At 54.0% G+C, this 23,576-nt stretch carries 8 protein-coding genes; all 8 read left to right on the forward strand.

Going from position 1 to position 23,576, the window contains the following annotated elements:
• Nucleotides 1–92: 92 nt before the first annotated feature.
• Nucleotides 93–8,897: an aminotransferase class III-fold pyridoxal phosphate-dependent enzyme gene (locus tag ACO0LC_RS21545; RefSeq protein ID WP_423006939.1), complete on the forward strand. Its 8,805-nt coding sequence runs from the start codon at nucleotides 93–95 to the stop codon at nucleotides 8,895–8,897.
• A complete protein-coding gene (locus tag ACO0LC_RS21550) occupies nucleotides 8,894–9,943 on the forward strand; it encodes a TauD/TfdA family dioxygenase (protein ID WP_423006941.1) in 1,050 nt (349 codons plus the stop codon). Before ACO0LC_RS21545 ends, ACO0LC_RS21550 begins: the two co-directional genes overlap by 4 nt.
• 28 nt (nucleotides 9,944–9,971) lie before the next feature.
• Complete coding sequence (locus ACO0LC_RS21555) at nucleotides 9,972–13,910, forward strand: non-ribosomal peptide synthetase (protein ID WP_423006943.1); 3,939 nt, start codon at nucleotides 9,972–9,974, stop codon at nucleotides 13,908–13,910.
• Between the two features lie 66 nt (nucleotides 13,911–13,976).
• A complete protein-coding gene (locus ACO0LC_RS21560) occupies nucleotides 13,977–18,605 on the forward strand; it encodes an amino acid adenylation domain-containing protein (protein WP_423006945.1) in 4,629 nt (1,542 codons plus the stop codon).
• Nucleotides 18,602–19,840 (forward strand): hypothetical protein, encoded by a 1,239-nt coding sequence (locus tag ACO0LC_RS21565; RefSeq protein ID WP_423006947.1) that lies wholly within the window; start codon nucleotides 18,602–18,604, stop codon nucleotides 19,838–19,840. The genes ACO0LC_RS21560 and ACO0LC_RS21565 overlap by 4 nt, the downstream gene beginning before the upstream one ends.
• Nucleotides 19,837–20,859, forward strand: a complete 1,023-nt coding sequence (locus ACO0LC_RS21570) for a 1-aminocyclopropane-1-carboxylate deaminase/D-cysteine desulfhydrase (protein WP_423006949.1) — start codon at nucleotides 19,837–19,839, stop codon at nucleotides 20,857–20,859. Before ACO0LC_RS21565 ends, ACO0LC_RS21570 begins: the two co-directional genes overlap by 4 nt.
• Nucleotides 20,856–21,797 (forward strand): MsnO8 family LLM class oxidoreductase, encoded by a 942-nt coding sequence (locus ACO0LC_RS21575; protein WP_423006951.1) that lies wholly within the window; start codon nucleotides 20,856–20,858, stop codon nucleotides 21,795–21,797. Before ACO0LC_RS21570 ends, ACO0LC_RS21575 begins: the two co-directional genes overlap by 4 nt.
• Nucleotides 21,794–23,569: a fatty acyl-AMP ligase gene (locus ACO0LC_RS21580; RefSeq protein ID WP_423006953.1), complete on the forward strand. Its 1,776-nt coding sequence runs from the start codon at nucleotides 21,794–21,796 to the stop codon at nucleotides 23,567–23,569. The genes ACO0LC_RS21575 and ACO0LC_RS21580 overlap by 4 nt, the downstream gene beginning before the upstream one ends.
• Nucleotides 23,570–23,576: the final 7 nt, after the last annotated feature.

Here is a 23,576-nt window from a genome sequence, read left to right on the forward strand (position 1 = left end):
AGCTTGGATGCAAAAATAATTTACCGATGCATTGCCTTCAGGCATGATTTCCCCTGTCTTTTGATTTGTCCATCATGAACGATGAAAGGGCAATGACTACAAGAGTCGCATCACATGCGATTGCTGTCATCGGCATGTCATGTGTTTTTCCTGGTGCTGCCAATATAGAGGCATACTGGTCCCTGCTTGAGCAGGAAGTATGCGCCGTAAAACGCATACCGACCGAGCGCTGGGACGCGGCAGACTTGCCCGTCTCGGCAGCTCCCTATGCGGGCTTTATTGATGATGCAGCGTGTTTTGATCCAGCCTTTTTTGGCATCTCACCCAAGGAAGCATCTGCGCTGGACCCACGCCAGCGTCTGACCCTGCAACTGGCCTGGTGGGCACTGGAAGATGCTGGCATAGCTGCCGACAACCTGAAAGAAAGCCGCCTGGGTGTTTTCATCGGTGCAGTCAATGGCGAATTCCTCGGCAGCTTTGCTCATACTGATGATGTGGAAGCCCATATGGGCATAGGCATGTCAAATGCCATCATCGCCAATCGTATTTCCCATGTGCTGGGTTTGCGCGGCCCCAGCATGACGATAGACACCGCCTGTTCATCTTCACTGGTGGCAGTACACCAGGCCTGCCGCAGCTTGCAGGCAGGCGATGCCGACATGGTGCTGGCTGGTGGTGTCAGCCTGATGTTGAGGCCAGACAGTAGTGTCGCTCTGGGCAAGGGTAGCATGCTGGCTCCAGACGGCTTGTGCAAGACCTTTGACGCATCAGCCAATGGCTATGGCCGTGGCGAAGGGGCGGGCCTGGTCTTGTTGAAACGTCTGTCAGATGCTCTGGCAGATGGTGACCGTATTCATGCCGTCATACGTGGCTCAGCTACTAACCATGACGGTGTCTCGAACGGTATCACCGCCCCCAATGGACTGGCGCAAGAGAATTTGATACAGGCAGCGATTGCCGATGCTGGCTTGTCGCCATCAGCGATACAGTATGTAGAAGCACATGGCACTGGCACCTTGCTGGGTGACCCAACCGAGACCCGCGCTTTGGGGCGCACCCTGGGCCAGCAGCCAAGGCAAACACCCTTGCTGATAGGTTCAGTCAAAACCAATATCGGCCATCTGGAAGCAGCTGCCGGTATCGCTGGCCTGATCAAGCTAATCCTGGCGCTCAAGCATAAAAAAATACCTGCCAGCCTGCATTACACCCAGCCTAATCCACACATCAATTTTGAGCAATTGCGCTTGCAGGTGGTGGCGCGGACGATGGACTGGCCAAGCAATCCTGAGGCTGGCGCGCGAGCTGCTTCCATCAGCGCCTTCGGCTTTGGTGGCGCCAATTGCCATGTTGTGCTTGAAGAATTTATTCATGGATCAACAACGGAAAATCTGCAAACCAGTGAGCCAGGGATTTTGCTCTTGTCAGCATCCAGCAATGAAGCCCTGAGCTTGCTGGCACAGCAAACAGCACAAAAGCTGAAAGCTGGTGTTCAGCAAGACTTTGCCGCTATTTGCCAATTGTCTCAGCATGGTCGTGCGCACCTGCGTCACAGATTGGCGCTGGTGGCGGCAAGTGGCGGTGAAGCGGCTACACATCTGCATGCATGGCTGGATAAAGCCTATGCTGAGCAAGTTGTCACTGCTGTTGCTGCCAGAAGACCACCCAAGCTGGCTTTTCTCTGCCCCGGTCAGGGCTCGCAAAGGCCAGGCATGGCCAGGGGTTTATTCCAGTTTGCCAGCTTCCGCGCCACAATCGCAGAAGCTGATGCGGTGTTGCCCTGGTCGCTAAGCGAGTTGCTGCTGAATTCTGATGAAAATATCGACCAGACTGCTTACACCCAGCCAGCTTTATTGGCGTTGGGCGTAGGGCTGGCGCGGCTGTTGGCTGAATATGGCATCAAGCCCACGGTAATGGCAGGGCATAGCCTGGGTGAATATACGGCGGCTGTCATTGCTGGTGCTTTGAGTTTTGAGCAAGCCCTGCGTCTGGTTGAAAAGCGCGGCAGGCTCATGGGTGCCTTGACTTCAGATGGCGCCATGGCTGCAGTGCGTGCTGATGAGCAAACTATCCTGTCTTATCTGGCTGGCACAGATATCAGCATCGCTGCCGTGAATGGCCCGCAATCCGTGACTATTTCCGGTGCCAGAGATCAGCTGGATATACTCAGCCAGAAGCTGATTGCAGATGGCATACGGGTGCGCATGTTGCGCGTAAAAACTGCTTTCCACTCAGTGTTGCTCGAACCCATGCTGGCAGAGTTTGAACAGGCTTTGCAAGAGCTGGAGTGGCAGCCACTGCAAGTGTCAGTGAGCTCTAATCTGACGGGTGAATTGCTGCCCGTCGGCCATGTTTACGATACAGCTTACTGGTTAAAACATACACGCGAAGCCGTGCGTTTTGCTGACAACATCGCCGCGCTGAGTAAAACCGGCATTGATGTTGCACTGGAACTGGGTGCCATGCCCGTGCTGTCAGGCATGCTTGAAGATGTTGCAAGCGCAAACGCCAGCAATATACGCAGCCTGCCTTGTCTGGATGTGACTCAGGATGACAGCGTCGCATTCCTGAAAACAGTCGCGCACCTGCATGTACTGGGTAGCAAGCTGCAATTTGCAGACAAAAAAAATACCGCGGCTGGCGATTTCTTGCCCTCGTACCCTTTTGCCAAGGATGTCTTCCCCCTGCGCCTGGGTTTGAACAGTTTCAATGGTGGCGATGGTGGCAATGTTGTAGCGCCATCAGGCAAGGCTGTCGCAATCAGCAAGCCAGTAACAGCAAGCGCGCGCATGGTCATCAGCGATCCACTTGTTATCCGCAAACGCATCATTGCCATCATCGCAGGCTTGCTGGCGATAGATGCCAGCAAGGTAGATGCGGCTGCGCCCTTGCTGGAAATTGGTGCGGATTCATTGATACTGATGCAGGCTGTGGGCCGTATAGAAAACGAGTTCGCGGTCAAGATACCGGTACGTGCTTTCTTTGAGAATTTATCATCCATTGAAGCAGTGGCAACTTATTTGGCGGAACAGCAAGTTGCTAAAGTATCGACTGATGCAGCCGTCGAAAAAGAAGTTGAAACTGATATTCCAATAGAACCTGTCGCCAAACCCAAAAGCAATATCCTGCTCAGAACAAATCTGAGCGAAGTGCAGCGCCAGCATCTAGCGGAATTTAGTCTCGACTATTGCAAAAAAACTGCTCTGTCCAAACAACAAGCCCAGCAATACCGTCACGTGCTGGCAGACAGCCGCGCTTCGGCGGGTTTCCGTTTCTCGATCAAGGAAATGCTCTATCCCATCGTGGGCCAGCGTGCTGCCGGTTCCAAAATCTGGGACTTGGATGATAACGAGTACATCGATATCTCCATGGGTTTTGGTGTGCAGTTGTTTGGGCATGAGCCGAAATTTTTAAAAGAAGCATTGGCAGAAAGCCTGTCGCGCGGCATACGCATAGGGCCGCAGTCAGACATGGCTGGCGAGGTTGCCAGCCTCATCAGTGAATTGACGGGAGTAGAGCGCGTTGCCTTTTGCAGCTCAGGCACAGAAGCCATCATGACAGCGCTGCGCCTGGCACGGACTTTTACTGGCCGCAACAAGGTAGCGATATTCCGCGACAGTTATCACGGTCATTTTGATGGTGTGCTGGGTGAGGTCAATGATGACCCATGGAAAGTGATACCACGTGTGGCTGGCATTACACCTGGCATGGTCAGTGACCTGGCTTTTTTTGAATACGGATCGGCAGAGGCACTGGAGTTATTGCGTGGCCGCCTGCATGAATTCGCTGCGGTGCTGGTCGAACCTGTGCAAAGCCGTAACCCCAGCCTGCAGCCGCAAGACTTCTTGCGCAGCCTGCGTGCCATGACCAGGGCGGCTGGCAGCTTGTTGATCTTTGATGAAGTGCTGGTCGGTTTCCGCATACACCCCGGTGGTGCCCAGGCGCATTTTGATGTACAGGCCGATATAGTCACCTACGGCAAGATAGTCGGTGGCGGTTTGCCTGTGGGCGTCATTGCTGGTCGTGCCGATATCATGGCAGGTATTGATGGCGGGCATTGGCAATATGGTGATGCTTCTTACCCGGCGGCGGATACGACTTTCTTCGCTGGCACTTTCAACAAGCATCCGCTGGTGATGGCCGCAGCCCATGCTGTACTGACCGAGATCAAGCGAGGTGGCCCAGCTGTCTATCAAAAACTGAATGACAATACCGCCAGGCTGACTGCGGAACTCAATCAGGTTTTTGCTGCGGCCGGTGCACCTATACACATGAAGAATTTCGGCTCGCTGTTTCGCTTCGTGTTCAGCGAAAACCTTGATCCCTTCTTTTATCACTTGCTGTATCGCGGCCTGTATGTGTGGGAAGGACGTAATTTATTCCTGTCGACTGCGCACACTGATGACGATATAGCTCAGATAGTCAGCCGGGTCAGTGAGAGCGTGGCATCCTTGAAATCGGCGGGCTTTATTGCCAATGTACCTCAAGTACCAAAAACAGTAGAAGTAATTCTCTCTTTATCCAAAGCACAAAAACAATTAGCAACACTGGCAGCTTTATCTGAACAGGGTTCGGCAGCTTATGTCGTCAGCGTTGCTTTGGATTTGCAGGGCGATATCAACCATGCTGAAATTGCACATGCATTTACAAGACTGGTAGCCAGGCATGATGCCCTGAGGGCATCCATAGACCTGGAAGCAGGTGTGCAAAAAGTCGCAGCTCATGTAGATGTAAAAGTGCAGCGCCATCAAGTCACTGCCAGCACGTTGGATGCAGCCTTGCAAAACAGCGTCGCAGCCAGTTTTGACCTGACGCAGGCTGGCGCTTTCCGCATAGACTTGTTTGAGCTTGATGCACACCATGCTGTTCTGCTGTTTGCTGCCCATCATGTCTTCATCGACGGGCAATCCATGCAGATGCTGTTTGAAGAATTTGCCGTGCTCATGCATGGTCGGCAGCCAGACAGCAAACCAGACTATGCCTTATTGGCGCAACGCATGACAGATGCAGGCTCATCGCCAGAAGAACAAGAGCACAAGCAATACTGGTTAAATAAATTGCAGCAAGCACCAGTTGGCATAGAGCTGCCATGTGCCCATGCCAGGGCCAGCATGCGAGGTTTTGCAGGCCAGCGTCTGACACATGAACTTGACAAGGCCATCTTGCGCCAGCTGGAGCGAAAAGCAGGCAAACTGGGCATGTCATCCAGCATGGCACTGATTGCGGCCTTTGCTGCGACGCTACGGCGTGCCGGGGCAGGGCGGGATATGGTACTCGGAGTCCCCTATTCTGGACGCGATGAAGCGCTGGCGCATACGCCTGGGTATTGCGCACATCTCTTGCCCTTGCGTCTGAACATTCCTGCGCAGGCGAATACCAGCACGGTGCTGGCAGAAGTGAAGCAGCAATTTCTTGATGCCATCAGCCATGCCAACTATCCGCTGTCGCAACTGGTGGATGATCTTCGTCTGGCGCGCGACCCAGCCAGGCCGCCATTGGTGAATATCACCTTCAACGTCGACAAACTGGCGACCATGCCGAGCTTGCCGGGCCTGACGGTGCAGGCGTATTCCCTGCCTATACGCCATGCACGTTTTGACCTGGGTTGTAATCTGGTCGATTGGCAAGACGGTGCGCGAGTAGAACTGGATTACGATAGCCAGTTATTTGATGCTGCGGATATGCAAGAATTGCTGGACAGTTTTGTCGCCATGATAGAACGCATGGCAGGCACTGACCAGGATTTTGATGAGCGTGCTGCTGCCCGGGCTATCTGGTTACCTGCCAGGCTTGTACCAGTTTCTGATAAGCCTGGTTTGCTGCAAACATTCCGTCAGTCAGTTGAACAAGACCCGCAAGCCGTTGCCTTGCGTGTAGATGCAACTGAGCACATGACGCGTCAGCAGCTTGACCGCTTATCAGACAGGCTTGCGCGGGATATTTTAAAAGCTGAACAAAGTGCAGGCCCTGTACTCTTGCTGCTGGGCCGCAGCCTGGCTTTCCCCGTTGCCATGCTGGCGGCATGGAAGGCAGGTAAAGCTTATCTGCCGATAGACAGCAATCTGCCACAAGGACGCGTACTGGAATTGATAAAACAGGCAAAGCCTTGTTGCGTCATCTTACAAGACAATCAGGATATGGGTGATGCCTTGGCAGCACTGGACATTCCCTGCCTGCAATTGCCAGCCAGTCTTGCAGAAATCAGTGTCCCGGATCATCAGCCATTGTCCTTGCCTGAGATAGATCCTGAGTCATGCGCCTATCAGCTATTTACTTCAGGCTCCACAGGCAAGCCCAAACTGGTTGCTGTGCCACAAAGAGCAGTTCAGCATTATCTCGATGCCATTATCGCCGCCTTTGATTTGCAGCCTGGTTTGCGTTATGCCGTGATATCGACTTTTGCGGCTGACCTGGGGCTGACTACGGTTTTGCCCGCACTATTCCGCGGCGGCTGCCTCTCTATTATCAGCAACGCCCTTGCGCGTGATGCCGACGGTTATGCAGCATTGATGCAACAAACGCCGGTTGATGTATTAAAGATAGTCCCTTCGCATCTGGAAGCCATGCTGGCAGCGCAGGATAAGAAGACCATCTTGCCATTGACGCATCTGATACTCGGTGGAGAAACTGCCAGCGTCAGGCTCCTGCAAGAACTGGGTAAGCTGCAACCAGGCTGTGCCATCTTCAATCACTTTGGCCCAACCGAAGCGACCATAGGCGTCATGGTGGGCAAATGGCAGGGCGATTTGAGTGGCATGCGCTTCAGTCAGCCTTTGGGTAGTAACCGCATACACATACTCGATGCCGCAGGGCAGCCATGTGCTTTTGGCGAGGCTGGCGAGATTTATCTAGGTGGCCCTGGCCTGGCACTGGGTTATGTAGGTGTGCCTGAAGATGCTGCCAGCTCTTTCCTGTTTGCCGATATCGCTGGTGAACCTGAGCGTCTGTATCGTACGGGCGACCTCGCAGTCATGCATACGGATGGCCGCATACAGATACTGGGCCGCAAGGATGAGCAACTGAAAATACGTGGCTATCGCATAGAACCTGCAGAAATCGTCGCTGTCCTGATGGCGCAAGAGAATGTGGCGAATGCGACGGTGATCTTGCATAAGCCCGAATCCGCAGAAAAAGCAGGCCGCCCATATTTACTGGCTTATGCCGTTGCTACCGATCAGAATAATCCACTTGATACGCAAAGCCTGCTGGAGAAACTGAAGCAGAATCTACCCGACTATATGCTGCCTAAAGCTGTGATCGCCATAGACAGCATTCCGTATACCTCGAATGGTAAACTGGACATGGCTGCCTTGCCCAGACTGGATGATGAACAAGATAATCCAGTGACGCCAAATGCCATAAGCTCAGAAGCCGAGACTGTGGTACTGGTAATCTGGCGCGAACTCTTGCAGCGCGAAAACCTGAATACGCAGGCAGATTTTTTCCAGAGCGGTGGCGATTCCATCCTGGCGATACAGATGATAGCCCGTTTGCGCCAGGCTGGTTGGCAGGCCAAGGCCATGGATTTATATGCAACGCCGCAATTGGCGGATTTTGCAAAGAAACTCTTGCCTGTCGGTGAGGTGGCTGGTGCGGATATTTCACCTGAAGGCATATGTGGACTCTTGCCTGCGCAACTCAGATTGCAAGAGCTGATGCATGAGATGCCGGCGCATTTCAATTTATCCGTCTTGCTGGAAATGGCAGACTGGGTCAGTGCTGAAATGCTGGAGCAGGCATTGCAAGTGCTGATAGCGCAACATGATGCATTGCGCCTGAGCTTTAGTGATGAAGCTGCGCATTTCAATGAACTTCCTGATACGCCAGTTTTACATCTGACTAAAGACTACCAGAAAGTGCAGGCCTCATTGCAGCCTACACAAAGGTGTTTGCTGGCTGCGGCATGGACACCTGCAAGCGAAGGACGCGCATCGCAACTTTTGTTAGTAGTGCATCATCTGGTCAGTGACGGTATCTCCATGCAGATTTTGCTGGAAGGCTTGCGGCAGACACTGCTGGATTTGCAGGCAGGCCGTGCCCCTGCATTGGGTAGAAAAACAGCATCAGTACAAACCTGGGCAGAACACCTGAAGCGCCAGGCCAGCCAGGATGCCGTACTGGCAGAGGCTGAGTATTGGGAAATCTGCACCTCAATCCCCGCGCCGGAATTACCTGGCAGTGGTGATGGCTATGGCTGCATTGCCGAAGAAGCACAAATCAGCGTCATCCTGCCCGCAGAAATCACCAGCCGCTTTTTACAGGGTCTGCCAGATGCAGCAACGGAAGATATTCTGATTGCTGCCCTGACTCTCTGCCTGGGTGACTGGACAGGCGAGCCTGTCGCTTATCTGGAACTGGAAGGCCATGGTCGACAACTGGAACAGGCTGAGCTGGATGTCAGCCGCAGCGTGGGCTGGTTCACCAGCCGTTACCCGGCCTGGTTTGACCTGACAGATATCAATGCAGAGTCTGCTGCCAGTGAGATTGCAGCGCAGCGCAGCGACATACCTGCGCATGGCTTTTCTTATGGGCTGTTGCGCTACCTCGGCCCGGACAAAGTGCGTGCCACGCTGGCACAAGGGCAGATGCCTGAGATCAGCCTGAACTACATGGGGCAGATCAAGCCACCGCCTGATGATGTCTGCAAGCTCTTGTCATGGTCGCCAGACCGTCAGGATAGAGATGCAGAAAGAGCAGGGCACTTGCCACGCCTGCACAAGCTCGCGATAGAAGCTTACATTGTTGATGGTTGCCTGCACTTGCTGTGGCAATACCATGCAGCCAGTTATCAGGAACAGGAAATACGTAGCGTCGCGCAGAAAATGGCGGCACACATTGCCAGCATCTTGAACAGCAGCACTGCGACAGAGGTAAAACATAGGAAGGAAGAAATAGCATGAACACGATGCCCAAACCCGGACTGAACCTGCGCCGCCCTGCTGTGCGCCTGTCGGATGGCAGCCTGGTCGATAAGCAGCCCTTTAACAGTGAATCAGGTTTGCCACTGGTCTTGCGGCCACATGCAAAAGGAGTGGATTTTCTGGGCTGGATCAGAGACAACCAGGCGCAGTTGCAGCAGGATTTATTGCAATACGGTGGTTTGCTATTCCGTGATTTTGATATGCGCGGCGTGCAGGATTTCCAGGCTGGCCTGAATGCCTTTGGCGTGCAGCTCATGAACTACATAGAAAAAGCCACGCCGCGCAAACAGGTGGATGGCCAGGTATATACCTCGACCATTTTCCCGCCTGAACATGTGATTGCCCTGCATAATGAATTGTCTTATGTACGCCAGTGGCCGGGGCGTATCGCCTTTTTTTGCGAAGTCGCTGCCGAGACTGAGGGCGAGACGCCTATCGCCGATGTGCGCCGTGTATTGGCTGCGATAGATACTGAAGTTAAAGAGAAGTTCCGCCGCCTGGGCTGGATGCTGGTGCGTAATTTTGGTTCTGGCATAGGGCCATCCTGGCAGCATTCGCTGGCAGTAGAGAGCAGGGAAGAAGCCGAAGCCTATATGAAAAAATCAGATACGCAATGGACCTGGATGGAGGGCGACAGGCTGCGCACTTCACAAGTGCGTTCCAGCATACGCTGCCATCCGCAGACCGGTGAAGACCTGTGGTTCAATCACATCGCTTTCTGGCATCCATCCAGCATGACAGATGAAATCCGTACCTCACTGACAGGTGACCTGGGTGTGGAGAACCTGCCGTATAACACTTTCTATGGCGATGGTACGGTGATCCCGGATGAAGTAGTGGCGCACCTGCGTGCTGCCTATGATGCAGAAACCGTCAAGTTTCGCTGGCAACCGGGTGACCTGCTCTTGCTCGACAATATGCTGGTTGCGCATGGCCGTTCCAGGTTCACCGGTGAACGCAAGATACTGACGGCCATGGGTGATGAAGTGCACCCGGCCAGTGTCTTGCCAGGATCAACAAGCTAAAAAAACAAATGAAACCAGGGATGCGCAAGTGAGCAGCAAATTAAAAAGCGGTTTTTCATTGTCACCAGTCCAGCAAAGACTGTGGCAACTGGCGCAAAGAGATGGTCAGCAGACTTATCTGGTCAGCATTGACTTTCGCTGCGCTGGCGTGGATGAAGTAATATTGTGCCGTGCCTTTGACCATGTACTGGCCAGGCATGAAATCCTGCGCATGGAATTTGGGGTATTGCCCGGCATGCAGTTACCCGTGCAGGCACCTGCCGAAACACTGGAATCTGCACAAATAGCGCCACCGCAGTTGGCCGCGATCCATGAAGATCAGCGCGCCTGCCTGCAAAGACTGAATGACAGTCATTATCGGCTCGGTCTGTCTGCGCTGTGCGCAGATGCGCAGACTGCCTTGCTGATATTGGGAGAAGTCGAAGAAGAACTGGCAGAAGGACTGGCAAATACAGCATGGCGTGCCGCGCCGCATGCTATAAAATTTGAGGAAGAAGACCTGCCTTTCACCAGCCTGGCGCAATGGCAGCACGATATGCTGGCAGAACCCCAGGATGTGCAGTTGCCAGTCTGGGATGCGACAAACAGTCTGGGGGCAGGCAATCTGCCAGACTGGCCTTTCATGCGTAGGCAGCGCCAGGCCACACCCTATGTCAAGCGCCAGCCACTTGCATTGCCAGCGGACTTGTCCGCCGCCCTCAATGCCCTGGCTGACAAAAACCAGTTGCCAATCGCGCATTTGCTTTATCTCTCCTGGGCAGTATTGTTATACAGATTAAATCTGCATTCACCTGCCGTGGCCTATCAGGCCAATGGCCGTGCTTATGAAGAAATGGCTACAGCCATAGGGCCTATGGCTCGGTTTATCCCGCTGCATACTGTCATTAATCCGCATGCCAGCTTTATTACATTGCTGAAGACGTATAGCACTACCATCGATGAAGTCTGTGCCCTGCAAGACTATATCGCGCCGCTGGATAGCAAACAGGGCCTGGCGTCAGGTTTTTGCTGGCAGCAGGCGAGCCCAGGCAAACTGATAACAGCAGATGCGCCTTTCGCCTGGACAGATGAATGTCTGCTGGTGTTGTCAGCTTATGCAGACGCAACAGGCCAGCTGCAACTGTATGTTGATTACGATATGGCAGTCTGCGACTCTGCCTGTATGCATCATCTGGAAGAAGAATTACTGACCCTGCTGGCATCCATAGTCGAGAGCCCGGACGCACAGATAGATCAATTGACACTGCTAGGCCCCAATGAGCGGCAGCAGATCATGCATGAATTTGCCGGGCCGTCAGTGCCGCCAGCAGGACCATGGCAGGCACCAGTGCAAGATATTCTTGCTAGCCTGGCAAAGCATCCCGAACAGATATTCATACAAAGCCCGCTGACACTATTGAGTGGCCAGGCTTGTTCACATCGCATAGCGGAACTGGCACAACATGTGTTGCTGGCCAGGCAGCAGGACGAAGCCAAGGCCAGGGTGGTGGCAGTATTGCTGGACCGCAGTGTGGACATGATCACCAGTATGCTGGCGATACAGGTGGCCGGGGCAGCTTACCTGCCGCTCGATACAGCATATCCTGAAGAGCGCATTGCCTTCATGTTGCAAAACAGTGGCGTCAGCGTATTGCTGACCAGCGCGGCTATTGCAGCTCAATTCAAGCAGCAAGCTGCATTTGCAGGTTTGCTGGAAAAGATAAAACTGATCACGGTTGATACCTTGCCTGCACTTGAAGATATAGCGGAACCGCAATTTCCTGTCTTGCGAACCATTGACCTCGCATACCTGATTTATACCTCGGGTTCGACTGGCCAGCCCAAGGCTGTCGCCGTAACACATGGCGCACTCGCCAATCACATGCAATGGATGCTCAGGGATTTACCGCTGGATGCAGACGATGCAGTGCTACAAAAAACTGCCATCAGTTTCGATGCTTCGGTCTGGGAAGTATTTGCCCCCTTGATGGCAGGCGCCAGACTGGTACTGGCTGCACCCGGCGTCGAAAGAGATCCAGAAGCCTTGTTGCAGACTCTGCAGGATTTCGATATCAGCGTGCTGCAACTCGTGCCCAGCATGTTGCGCATGATGGTAGGTCAAGCTGAATTCGCCAAATGCCTGCGCCTGCGTCGCCTGTGTTGTGGCGGTGAAGTGCTGGATGCCGAGCTGGCGCGCCAGGTGCTGGCGGCTTTACCAGCCGGTGCAGAGTGTATCAACCTGTATGGCCCTACTGAGGCCACAGTGCAAGTCGTCTATGAAAAAGTCAGCATGGATGATGTGGTGCTTGCCATCGGCAAGCCCATAGACAATACCCGCATCTATGTCCTTGATGAATATCTGCAGCCGCAAGCCATAGGCGTACGTGGGGAAATGTATGTGGCAGGTGCCAGCCTGGCGCAAGGCTATTACCAGCGTGATGCCTTGACGGCAGAACGTTTCGTCAGCGATCCATTCGTGCATGGCGAACGCATGTATCGCACGGGCGACCTTGGTGCCTGGCGCATGGACGGCAAACTCGATTGCTTTGGCCGCGCAGACCGGCAAGTCAAACTGCGCGGCTACCGTATAGAACTCGGCGAGATAGAAGCCATTGTTGCCGCACAGACCGGGGTGTTGATGGCTGTCGTGGTAGTCGATAGGGATGCCGCAAACATAGACCAGTTATTGTGCTTTTATACGCTCAAGCCAGGGGCGAGCCTGACAGTCGCCAGCATCAAGGAGAAATTGGCTGCTGCCTTGCCTGACTATATGCTGCCAAACTGGCTGATACCGATTGATGACTTCCCCTTCATGCCCAATGGTAAGGTCGATAACAAGGCCTTGCTGAAGCTGCGGCCATCGAACACCGCCATCTCGCAGGCACCGCGCGACACGCTGGAAATGCGTTTGGAACGTATTTGGGAAAGTGTCCTGCATGTATCCCAAGTTGGTATCACCAGCAATTTCTTTGACCTCGGTGGGCATTCCCTGTTGGCCGTACGCCTGATGGCTGAGATAGAAAAAGAATTTGCACACAGGCTGCCACTGACTTCGCTATTTTCTGCGCCCACCATCGCAGCCCAGGCAGAGCTGTTGCGCAATGAGAGCCTGCAACTTGATCCTGTCGTGATACCTATACGTGCAGGCAATCCCCAACATACGCCCATCGTGCTAGTACATCCTACCGGCGGCAGTGTCTTGTGTTATCGCGACCTCGCCAGTGGTCTGACGACAGACCGGCCAGTCATCGCCCTGCAAGACCCTGGCCTCATGGGAATAGCGATTTATGAAAGCGTGGAGGAATTGGCTAGCCTGTATCTGGACAAGATTACCCCACTGGTCAAGGACCAGCGCTATCTGCTGGCAGGCTGGTCATCGGGTGGCGTCATCGCCTATGAAATGGCAAGGCAGGCGCTGGCGCGCGGTTATGAAATTGCCTTCCTGTGCCTGATAGACAGCCAGGTTGCACCTTTGGCTGAATCTGCGCCGCCGCGTGAACGTTTATTGCGCTCCATCTCACGCCTGATTGCGCACAAGGCAGACATCGCCTGTCCAGATTTATCTGGCCTGCCATTTGATATCGCATTGCAGCGCTTGCTGGAACTGGCACGCGAAGCCGACTATGTACCACCACATGCCGATGAAAAAGAAATCGCCCGGCTGTTCCATGTGTTTGAAAAAAATGTGACTGTCATAGGCCGCTATGCTGCTGGCCCTTTGCCACGCCGTACTTTGCTCATGAAAGCCACACAGGCTTTGCCAGAAGCGATACGTGAAGCAGCAGTGCACTACAACTCGGAAGAAAAACACCTGGGCTGGGACAAACTCTGCTTTGTCAAGGTGCGCGATATTGTCGGCGACCATATGTCGATGATGGAGACACCGAGAGTCAATGCGGTAGTAGTAGCCCTGGACCAGGAATTGAAGGAAGTCGAGCGCCTGCATGGCCTGGGGCGGCAAATACTCTTGCCCATGCTGGGCCTGTAGCTAGTAATGAAAAACTTGTTTTTGTACTTTTCCCTACTGTAAACATTGATGAGGGCTGGAACAAATATGGAAATGGTTTTCCCCCTGACGGCCATGCAACAAGGCATGCTGTTTCACCACTTGCGTGAACCGGCCAGCGCTGCTTATTTCCAGCAATTGCAAGTGCGCCTGCAAGGTGATCTTGATACCGCAAAATTGCAGCAAGCCTGGGAAACCGTCATTGCCCATCACTGCGCCTTGCGCATGCGTTTCTTGTGGACAGGGGATCAGCCGCGCCAGCAATTGCAGGCTGCGATCGTCCTGCCATTCAAAGTCGTCGATTATCAATGTTCACCCAGGTACGAGCATGAAGCCTTGCGCCAGCAATTCTTACAGGCAGACAGCCAGCAAGGCTTTGCACTGGATAGCGCGCCGCTGATGCGCGTCAGCATATTACGCTGGGCCGAACATGAATGGGAGATGATATGGAGCCATCATCACCTGATACTCGATGGCTGGGCATCTGGCCTGGTGCTGGCTGCGGTGGCACAACAGTATGCAGATTTATTGCAGGGCAAGGCAGCCAGCCTGCCAGCCGAGCGCCCCTATACTGACTTTTTACACTGGCTGGGCAAACGCGATAACCTGGCAGCAGAAGATTACTGGCGTCATACCCTGCGCGGCTTTGAGCAAGCGACCAGTTTACCGGTGTTGAAACGCAACACAGGAACGGCTGCAAAAGTCCTGGCTTTTGAAAGCCTGCTGGCTGCTGATGACTTTAGTGCATTATCAGCCCTGTCGCAAAAAACTGGCGTCACCACAGTCAGCGCCATCATGGCTTGCTGGGGTTTGCTCTTGTCACGATATGCAGACAGCAAGGACGTGCTGTTTGGCATCACCACATCTGGCCGGTCTGCTGAACTGGATGGGGTAGAGCAGATGGTGGGCCTGTTCATCAATACTATCCCGCTGCGCGTCAGGCATGGCGCAGACCACAGTATTGCCAGCCTGCTGAGCGATGTGCACAGACACCTGGCAGCATCGCGTGAACATGAGCACAGCAGCCTGAGTCGCGTGGCTGAATGGAGTGAACTGCCGTCGGGCCAGGCACTGTTTGACACTATCGTCGTCTATGAAAATTACCCGCTGGCGGTGCAGGGCAATCAACTGGGTGGTGCCAGCATCATCGATTACCATTTGCAGGAAGAATCGAATTATCCGCTGACCTTGATCGTCGAGCCGAAAGATGATGGCCTGCATTTGCGCCTGCTGGCAGACACTACGCGCATAGAGCCCGCAACAGCGCAAGCCATGCTGTATCAATACCGCTTCTTGTTGCAGCAACTGGCGCATGCGAATAGCGAGCAGCCTGTCAGCGATTTGTATTTGCTGACAACAGAGCAGCGTGAACTGCAATTACAGCAATGGAATGACACTGCCTGCGCATATGACACTACGGCCACGCTGGCGAGTATTTTCATAGATCAGGCAGCTCGTACACCGAACGCAACAGCCCTCATTGACGCGCAAGGCAGTATGAGCTATGCCAGTTTGCAAGACAGGGTCAGCCAGGTGGTGCATGCCATCAATGCCCTGGGATTGAGCGCGAATTCACCAGTCGCCATCAGACTCACGCGTGACCGCGACATGCTGGTTGCCCTGTTGGCGGTAGTCGCCAGCGGCCATCACTATGTGCCTATCGAACCGCAACTGCCTGCTGCCCGCGTCATGGCAATTTTTGATAGCCTGCCGGTGCGCTGCATACTGACGGTCGGCACTTTGATGGATAGCACGCAGGCCCTGGCAAATGAACGGCAATTGCAAGTCGTCTGTGTTGATAAGACGACAGTCTTGCCAGTCGCAGCCTTGCAAAATCGGGCACGCCCGCAAGACCCGGCTTATGTGATTTTTACATCCGGTTCCACCGGCAAGCCCAAGGGTGTGCTGGTCTTGCATCAAAAAGCCATTAACCTCATAGAGTGGGTGAACCACACATTTGACATAGACGCGCAGGACAAACTCTTGTTTGTCACTTCACCCGCATTTGATTTGTCCGTGTATGACATCTTTGGCATATTGGCCGCAGGCGGCGTCGTCAGGATCGCCAGTGAGGCCGAGATTGCTGATCCTGAGCGTTTGCTGAAAATAATAGAAACGGAAAATATCAGCTTCTGGGATTCCGCCCCTGCGGCTTTATGGCAACTGGAATCATTATTGCCACAAGGTTCTGCGGTCACTGCCACTGCCAGGCTGCACCTGATCTTCCTCAGTGGTGACTGGATACCGCTGGCCCTGCCAGACCGCATGAAAGCCGCTTTCCCCGGCGTCTGCGTCGTTGCCCTCGGAGGTGCGACTGAGGCGACGATCTGGTCTAATTACCATATCGTGGGACAGTTACAGCCAGACTGGGTCAGCGTCCCTTATGGCAGACCTATACAGAACGCCCGTTACTATATCCTTGATGCAGACTTGCAGCCTTTGCCTGTGGGCCTGCCCGGCGACTTGTATATAGGTGGTGATTGCCTGGCCGAAGGTTATGTGGGCCAGCCTGAGTTGACGGCAGAGCGCTTCCTGCATGATCCCCATGCAAGACCGGATGTGCAGGATGCACGCATGTACAAAACGGGCGACCGTGCCCGTTTTTATGCTGATGGTGTCATGGAATTCCTTGGTCGTCTCGATAACCAGGTCAAGATACGCGGCTTTCGCATAGAGCTGGGTGAGATAGAAATCGCCATGGGCAGGCATGCAGCGATACGTGATGCGATTTGCATAGTCCATGACCACAATGACGCTGGCCCGGCCTCGGGTAAATCCGACAAGGAATTGATTGCCTACTATGTCCTGCACCACGGCCAGAATTTGGGAGCAGAGGAGTTGCGCCTGCATCTGCAAGCGCAACTGCCCACCAGCATGCTACCCTCGCATTTCTTGCAGCTGGACAGTGTGCCAGTGTCAGTCAATGGCAAGGTGGACAGGAAAAACCTGCCACTGCCTGAGCGCAAGGGCAATGCACATGCACAGCAGCAGGCTAGTACTGATGCCGTGCAGGACATCATTGCAGCGGCCTGGTCAGAAGTATTGTCTGTGCCGGGCGTGCATGCCAGTGATGATTTCTTTGCCTTGGGTGGGCATTCATTGCGGGCAACAGTCGTCATGGCAAGGTTACGCGCTGCCTTCTCGGTGGACCTGCCTTTGCGCCTGATATTTGAATATCCAACCCTGCATTCTTTGGCAAGAGCAGTACGCGAATTACTGAGCGGTCATGCGCCAGTAGAGGCTGCGGCTTTACCCACATTGAATCGGGCTCAGGGTTTGCCCTTGTCACGTGCGCAATCGCGCCTGTGGTTTTTGCACCAGATGGAGCCAGCCAGCGCCAACTACAATGTCGCACTGGCGGCACGGTTGGATGGCAATCTGGATCAGGCTGCTTTCCAGCGCGCGGTACAACAAGTGGTGGCACGCCATGAAATCCTTAACCTGTGCATACAAAAGCAAGGGCAGGGTGCTGTCATGCAGGTTGTGGCTGATGACGCTGAGTTGTCAATTAATGTTGAAGATATCGCTAAAGAAAATCTGGATGAAATACAGATCAATGCCAGACTCAAACAACTGGCCAGCCAGGTCTTTGATCTGGAAAATGAAAGACCGGTACGTCTGAGCCTCTTGCTCAATGGCGAGCAGCAAACCTATGTGCTGATACTGATACATCACATCGCCACAGATGGCTGGGCGATTGCGCTGTTTGCGCAAGAACTCTTGCAAGCCTATGCCGCTGAGATAAGCAACGCCCAGGCATTTGCAGAACCCGCATTGCAATACGCTGACTTCAGCCACTGGTGGGAACAACAGGTGCAGGCGCAATATCTGGATAAGGAAATGCAATACTGGAAGCAGCAACTTGCTGCCTTGCCACGCTTGAACTTGCCTGCCGATTTTCCTCGCCCGGCAAACAGCAACCATGCTGGTGCGCGTATCGGTTTCGGGTTTGATAGCAAACTGTCCGATGATTTGCGCCGTGTCGCACGCCAGCATTCCGCTACCCTGTTCATGCTCTTGCTGACGGCTTTTCATGTCGTCCTGCGCCACAGGTCTGGCCAGGATGATATTGTTGTTGGCAGCGATATCGCAGGCAGGGATCATCCACTGGCAGAAAAAATACTGGGCTTCTTCGTTAATCAACTGGTCTTGCGCAGCAATTTTGCTGACTGCCACAGCTTTGCCGATATACTGGGCAAGGTCAGGCAAACCAGTTTGCAAGCCTATTTCAATCAGCACCTGCCATTTGACTTGCTGGTGCAGGAGTTGAACCCACCACGCGATGCTGGCGGCATGCCACTATTCCAGCACAAGTTTGTTTTGCAAAATGCACCGCTGGCGCAACTCGACAATAAACACTTCCAAATACAGGCAGTCGATTTACATACTGACACCGCCAAATACGATTTGCTGCTGACTGTCATTGATGAGCCACAATTGCGTGCCACACTGGAATTCAGTACTGACTTATTTACCGTAGCAACTGCACAAAGCATACAACGAGAATTTATCGCCGTGCTGGGCCAGGTCGCTGCCGACGCCAGCATCAGCTATGCCAGCCTGACCAGCATGTTGTCACTCGATGGTGCAGAGCGTCAGGAAGCGGCAAAACGTGATTTGCGCAAGAGTGGTTTGCAAAGACTGAAAGAATTGCGCAAGCCAGGGGTAACACCATGAGCAACACCATCATGAAAGATGCGATGACGGAGCAAGCAAGCATTACTGCCCATAAAGTAGAACGGGTTTTGTGGGATGTGACGACAGTAGCGGCTGAGCTGCATACAGCCCTGTCAGCCATTTTGCCCGATCTCGATGCGCGGCTGGCAGCACTGCGTGTCAATCTGCCTTGCGCACATGGCATTAACCCTTTTCAGTCTGGTGCATACCAGCGGCCTTATCGCCACTTGCGGGCTTTTTACCAGGATACTGGCGCAGGTGTGCTGGCGCACAAGGGTACGGAAGTGTATGCGCATGACCGTGACCAGCATCTGGCGGTCCTGGCGCAATTTCGCATTGATTATCCCGTGCGCGGTAAGTCGCTGTTTTCTGCGGCTGAGCATTTTGCCCTGGTCGAACAAAAAATCCCGCTGGCCATCAGTGCCTTTGAAGCAGTGGAGGATGCGAAAGCTGCCTGCATGTTGCAGCAGGCGCATCTACGGCGTTTCGGCCAACTGGCTTGCATACCGACGCCCTTGCTGGTGCTAGCCTGGCCTGCGTCGGCACGCGATAGCCATCTCACGGCCTTGCGTAGTCTGCTGTCAGAAAGGGCAATGCGCATAGTGGAAACTTCATCCGCAGATGGCCTGGCGGCAATTATCTATCATTACCCCAGTCTGCCATTACGTGTTGCGCATTTGCCTGTGGAATTGAAAAAGCTTGGCGATACACCCTGGCTGCAGAGACTGAGCAGCCTGACGGCGGGCTATGGCCTGACACCAGAACAGGTGGTAGACCGCTGGATAGACCTGGTCGCCCGCATGCTAGTACTGGGTTTCTTGCCTGGCCGCACAGAACACATAGGCATAGGTCATTGTCTGGAAATGCAAAATGCCGTCATCGATGGTGGTTTTGTCGATCTGGGTTCCATCATCCCCATGGCTGAAGTCAGGAGCGATGCTGCTTTCATGGAAATGCTGATGGCTGCTTTTGCTGACCTTAGTAAAACCGTGCGCCACTTCATGCTGGGGCCGGTGGCCGATGTAGAGGCGGAATACCGCAACCCATCCCTACTCATGCTGGCCTGCCTGCAAAGAGTCGTGCCTGCACTCTTGCAAAGATTGCGCACCTATCCTGATCTGGAGCCACGCCTGCAAGCTTATCTGGATCGCAGTGAGGCTAGCTGTTTCAGTGCACTGGCGGAAGAATTTCAGTACCTGAGCCCGGCCATGCTCAATCCAGCGGAGCATGCATGATGACAGCGCGACTGCTTACCGCCATGGTGCCCGGCCTGGATGCGATGTATAAACCTGTCGATCTGGTACAAAGGCCGACACCCATCAGCCATGAAACCAGCCTGGCAGCACGCTGGAATTTGCAAGCGCTATGGGTAAAGCGTGATGATCTCAGCTCACCGATATACGGCGGCAGCAAGGTCAGGAACCTCGAATATTTCTTTGGTGACGCTATCGCCAAAGGCGCGACCAGCGTCGCCACCATGGGGCCACTGGGCAGCCATCAGGTATTGGCGACAGCGACTTTTGCACGCATACACGGTCTGCATGCACGTGCCTTGCTGACACCGCAGCCAAATGTACATGAGGCAGGCTTGAACAAGCGCCTGCTGCCAGCATTGGGGATGGAATTCCTGCGCTGTGAGCGCTTCCTTGACGTGCCGATGGCTTTCCTGCGCATACGTTATCGTCGTCATCAGGGACAGCGCCCTTACTGGATACCACCAGGCTCGCATCATCCCATAGGCGTGCTGGGCGTCATCGAAGGCGCTCTGGAAATTGCGGCTGCCATCAAAAGCGGTGAGCTACCGATGATCGATGACATCGTCATACCCACCGGTACTTGCGCCACCGCATCCGGCGTCTGGCTGGGCCTGGCAATGGCGGGTTTGCCCATACGTGTGGTGGCGGTGCGCATGGTACCGATGATGATCACGGGGCCTGCCAAGATGAAAAAACTGGCGATGAAAACCCTGGACCTGTTGCGCCAGGCTGGTTATGCCAAAGAACCACAGTTTGGCGACATACTCTGGGTTGATGACTTTGCCGCACCAGGTTACGGGCAAAGCAATGCAGATGCCGACGAAGCTGCCAGGGAAGTGGCAGAGGCCAGCAATTTCCGCACCGAGACTACCTATATTTCCAAGACCCTGGCGATGTTCCGCAAATCCACCTTGCAAGGGCGGCGTGTGCTGTTCTGGAATACCTATAGCGCGGTTGATCCTGACCCTTCCACAATCACTGCAAAGGCGGCCGCATGAGTAGCTTGAGCTTATCCCTGCTGGATCTGGGTATTATTGCCCCCGGCCAGAATGGTGTCGATGTGGTGGCGCAAACCTTCAGGATGGCGAAGCTGGCCGATCAACTGGGTTATGAGCGCCTATGGCTGGCCGAACACCACGAATCCCATTTCTCATGGGCAGCACCAGAAATGATGCTGGCTGCGCTGGCGCAAGCCACGCAGCGTATAGGCCTGGGTTCTGCGGCCGTATTGTTGCCGCTATATAGCCCGCTGGCCGTGGCAGAGAATTACCGCGGCTTATCTGTCTTGTCAGGTGGTCGTGTCGTGCTGGGAGTTTGTGGCGGCGTGCCTGCTGATCCAGTTGCATTGGCCGCATTGACAGGTTCTGATGAACCACCCGCTGTCATCACCAAACAGTTTGCTGAAAAGCTGGCGAATCTGAAGCGCTACCTGGATGGTGATTTCCCTGATGGACACCGCTTTGCCCACGCAGCAACGCCATGCTTTGCGGAGCGTCCGTCACTGTGGATCATGGGCTCAGGCTTTGGTACGGCAGAGCTGGCAGCAAAGTCGGCAGCCAGCTATGCCTACTCGCTATTCCACCGTGCCAGTACGCAAGATGCTGCCATCACCGCAGCCTATCAACGCCAGTATGGCGAATACCAGGGTAATACAGACAAGGCAAAAATCGCCATTGCCCTCAGTTGCGTCTGTGCTGATACCGAAGAGATTGCCCAGGCTCAAAAGCAACAGGTAGAAAGCTGGATAGGCAGTACCATGTGCGTCAATATCTGTGGTACGCCAGCATCCTGCCGCGACCAGATACTGGCGATACAGGAGCGCTACGATGCCGACAGCATCATCATCTACCACATGTGGCATATCGAAGAACGCAAGCGTGCAGCCATAGTCGCACTGGCTGAATTATTTCAATTGCCAACGGATATGCAGACATGAAGGCCAGTCCCCTGACATTACTGGATCAATACCGTGCCCACATGGACTTGGATGCTGATGCCGCAGCCATGTCCTGGGTGCCAGAACGCTCGCAAGACCTGGCCGAGCACCTGAGCCGTCAGGAGCTGTATGCCGCCAGTGAAAGCATAGCCCAGGGCCTGTTGCAATTGAGCTGGACTGATGATCATCCGCGCATGATGATACTGGCGTTTTCGCCGGGGCTGGATTTCATACTGGCTTTCCTGGCTTGTCAGATTGCGGGCATCATCGCCATCCCCATTGCCATGCCCAGACGTGGTCGTGAGGCGCATATACTGGAAGCCATCGTCAGCAATTGCGGTGCGACGATGTTGCTGACCAGCGAGACTGAAGTGTTGCGATTACAAGATGTGTTTGCCTCCAGCCCGGTTCTGGAAGGCATGCATATACTCAGCACTATACAGTTGAAAGTATTGGGTGTGGGCAGGGACATGACGGGGCGCAAGGCGCAAGACTATGCCTTCATCCAGTACACCTCCGGCTCCAGCAGCTTACCCAAGGGCGTGCTGGTCAGCCACAGCAACCTGGCTGCCAATCTGGCGCAGATACAAAAAGACTTCAGGGTCGATCCCGAGTTTGTCATGGTTAACTGGCTGCCGCATTATCATGACATGGGTTTGATAGGTGGCTTGTTGACGCCCATCTACGGTGGTATACCCTGCGTCAGCATGGCACCATCGGCCTTCATCAAACGCCCGGTGCGGTGGCTGCAACTGGTGTCGGCGCAAGATGATGGCCGCAAGGTCATGTCCGGCGGCCCCAATTTTGCCTATCAGCTTTGCGCTGACCGGATAGCGGATGAGGATATATGTAGTCTGCACTTGCAAGCCTGGAAGACAGCCTACAACGGTGCCGAACCGATACGTGCCATCACCCTGCAAAAATTTGAACATCGTTTTGCCCAGGCCGGCTATTCCAATACAAATATGCTGACCTGCTATGGCCTGGCAGAAACCACGCTGTTTGCCACCGGCAACCATGATCCTGTCATACGCATGGTGTCGGTATTGGGTTTGGAGCAGGGCAATCTAGGTGCACCGCTGAATGAAGATGACAGCCGTCAACTGGTCGCCAGTGGTTATGCCGACCCTGAGCGCATAGCCATTGCCGACCCTCTCAGCAAACTCAGGCTGGTCGATGGCAAGATAGGTGAAATCTGGATCACTGGCCCCAGTGTGCCCGAGACCTATTTCAATAACCCTGAACAAAGCCAGCTGACTTTCCATGCCCAGCTCGCTGACCAGCCTCAATCGCGCTATCTGGTGACAGGCGATATCGGTGCCGTTGTTGATGGGCAACTCTACGTCACCGGGCGCAGCAAAGAGTTAATGATACTGAATGGCCGCAATATATATCCACATGATGTGGAAGCATTGATACAGAATACAGTCGCCGGGATTGAGGATGTTGCCGTTTTTTCCTATGATGATGCGAGTGCCAAAAATGAAAGCATTATCGTCATCTGCGAGTTGGCACGTACTGCCAGAAGCTGGTTTTCTGACAGCCATGAACAGATCCTGAATACGGAATTGGAAAAACTCGCCAACCAGATCAGGCTGGCGATAGCACCGGCAGAAATCACGATTACGCATCTGCGTTTTGTTGGCCCCATGGGCATCAGCAAGACCACCAGTGGCAAGACCAGTTATGGGCAGAACCGCAGGGTTTTTGCAGAATTGCCTGACAACATCAGATCACGCACTGCATCGGCAGAATATCGCAATAAAGAGTAAGTCAAAT

It is taken from the genome of Undibacterium sp. JH2W (assembly GCF_049340425.1).
Classification (GTDB): Bacteria; Pseudomonadota; Gammaproteobacteria; order Burkholderiales; family Burkholderiaceae_D; genus Undibacterium.

Coding starts and splice junctions, on each gene's coding strand:
- ACO0LC_RS21545 (WP_423006939.1), top strand. CDS start 93: ATGACTACAAGAGTCGCATCACATGCGATTGCTGTCATCGGCATGTCA.
- ACO0LC_RS21550 (WP_423006941.1), top strand. CDS start 8,894: ATGAACACGATGCCCAAACCCGGACTGAACCTGCGCCGCCCTGCTGTG.
- ACO0LC_RS21560 (WP_423006945.1), top strand. CDS start 13,977: ATGGAAATGGTTTTCCCCCTGACGGCCATGCAACAAGGCATGCTGTTT.
- ACO0LC_RS21565 (WP_423006947.1), top strand. CDS start 18,602: ATGAGCAACACCATCATGAAAGATGCGATGACGGAGCAAGCAAGCATT.
- ACO0LC_RS21570 (WP_423006949.1), top strand. CDS start 19,837: ATGATGACAGCGCGACTGCTTACCGCCATGGTGCCCGGCCTGGATGCG.
- ACO0LC_RS21575 (WP_423006951.1), top strand. CDS start 20,856: ATGAGTAGCTTGAGCTTATCCCTGCTGGATCTGGGTATTATTGCCCCC.
- ACO0LC_RS21580 (WP_423006953.1), top strand. CDS start 21,794: ATGAAGGCCAGTCCCCTGACATTACTGGATCAATACCGTGCCCACATG.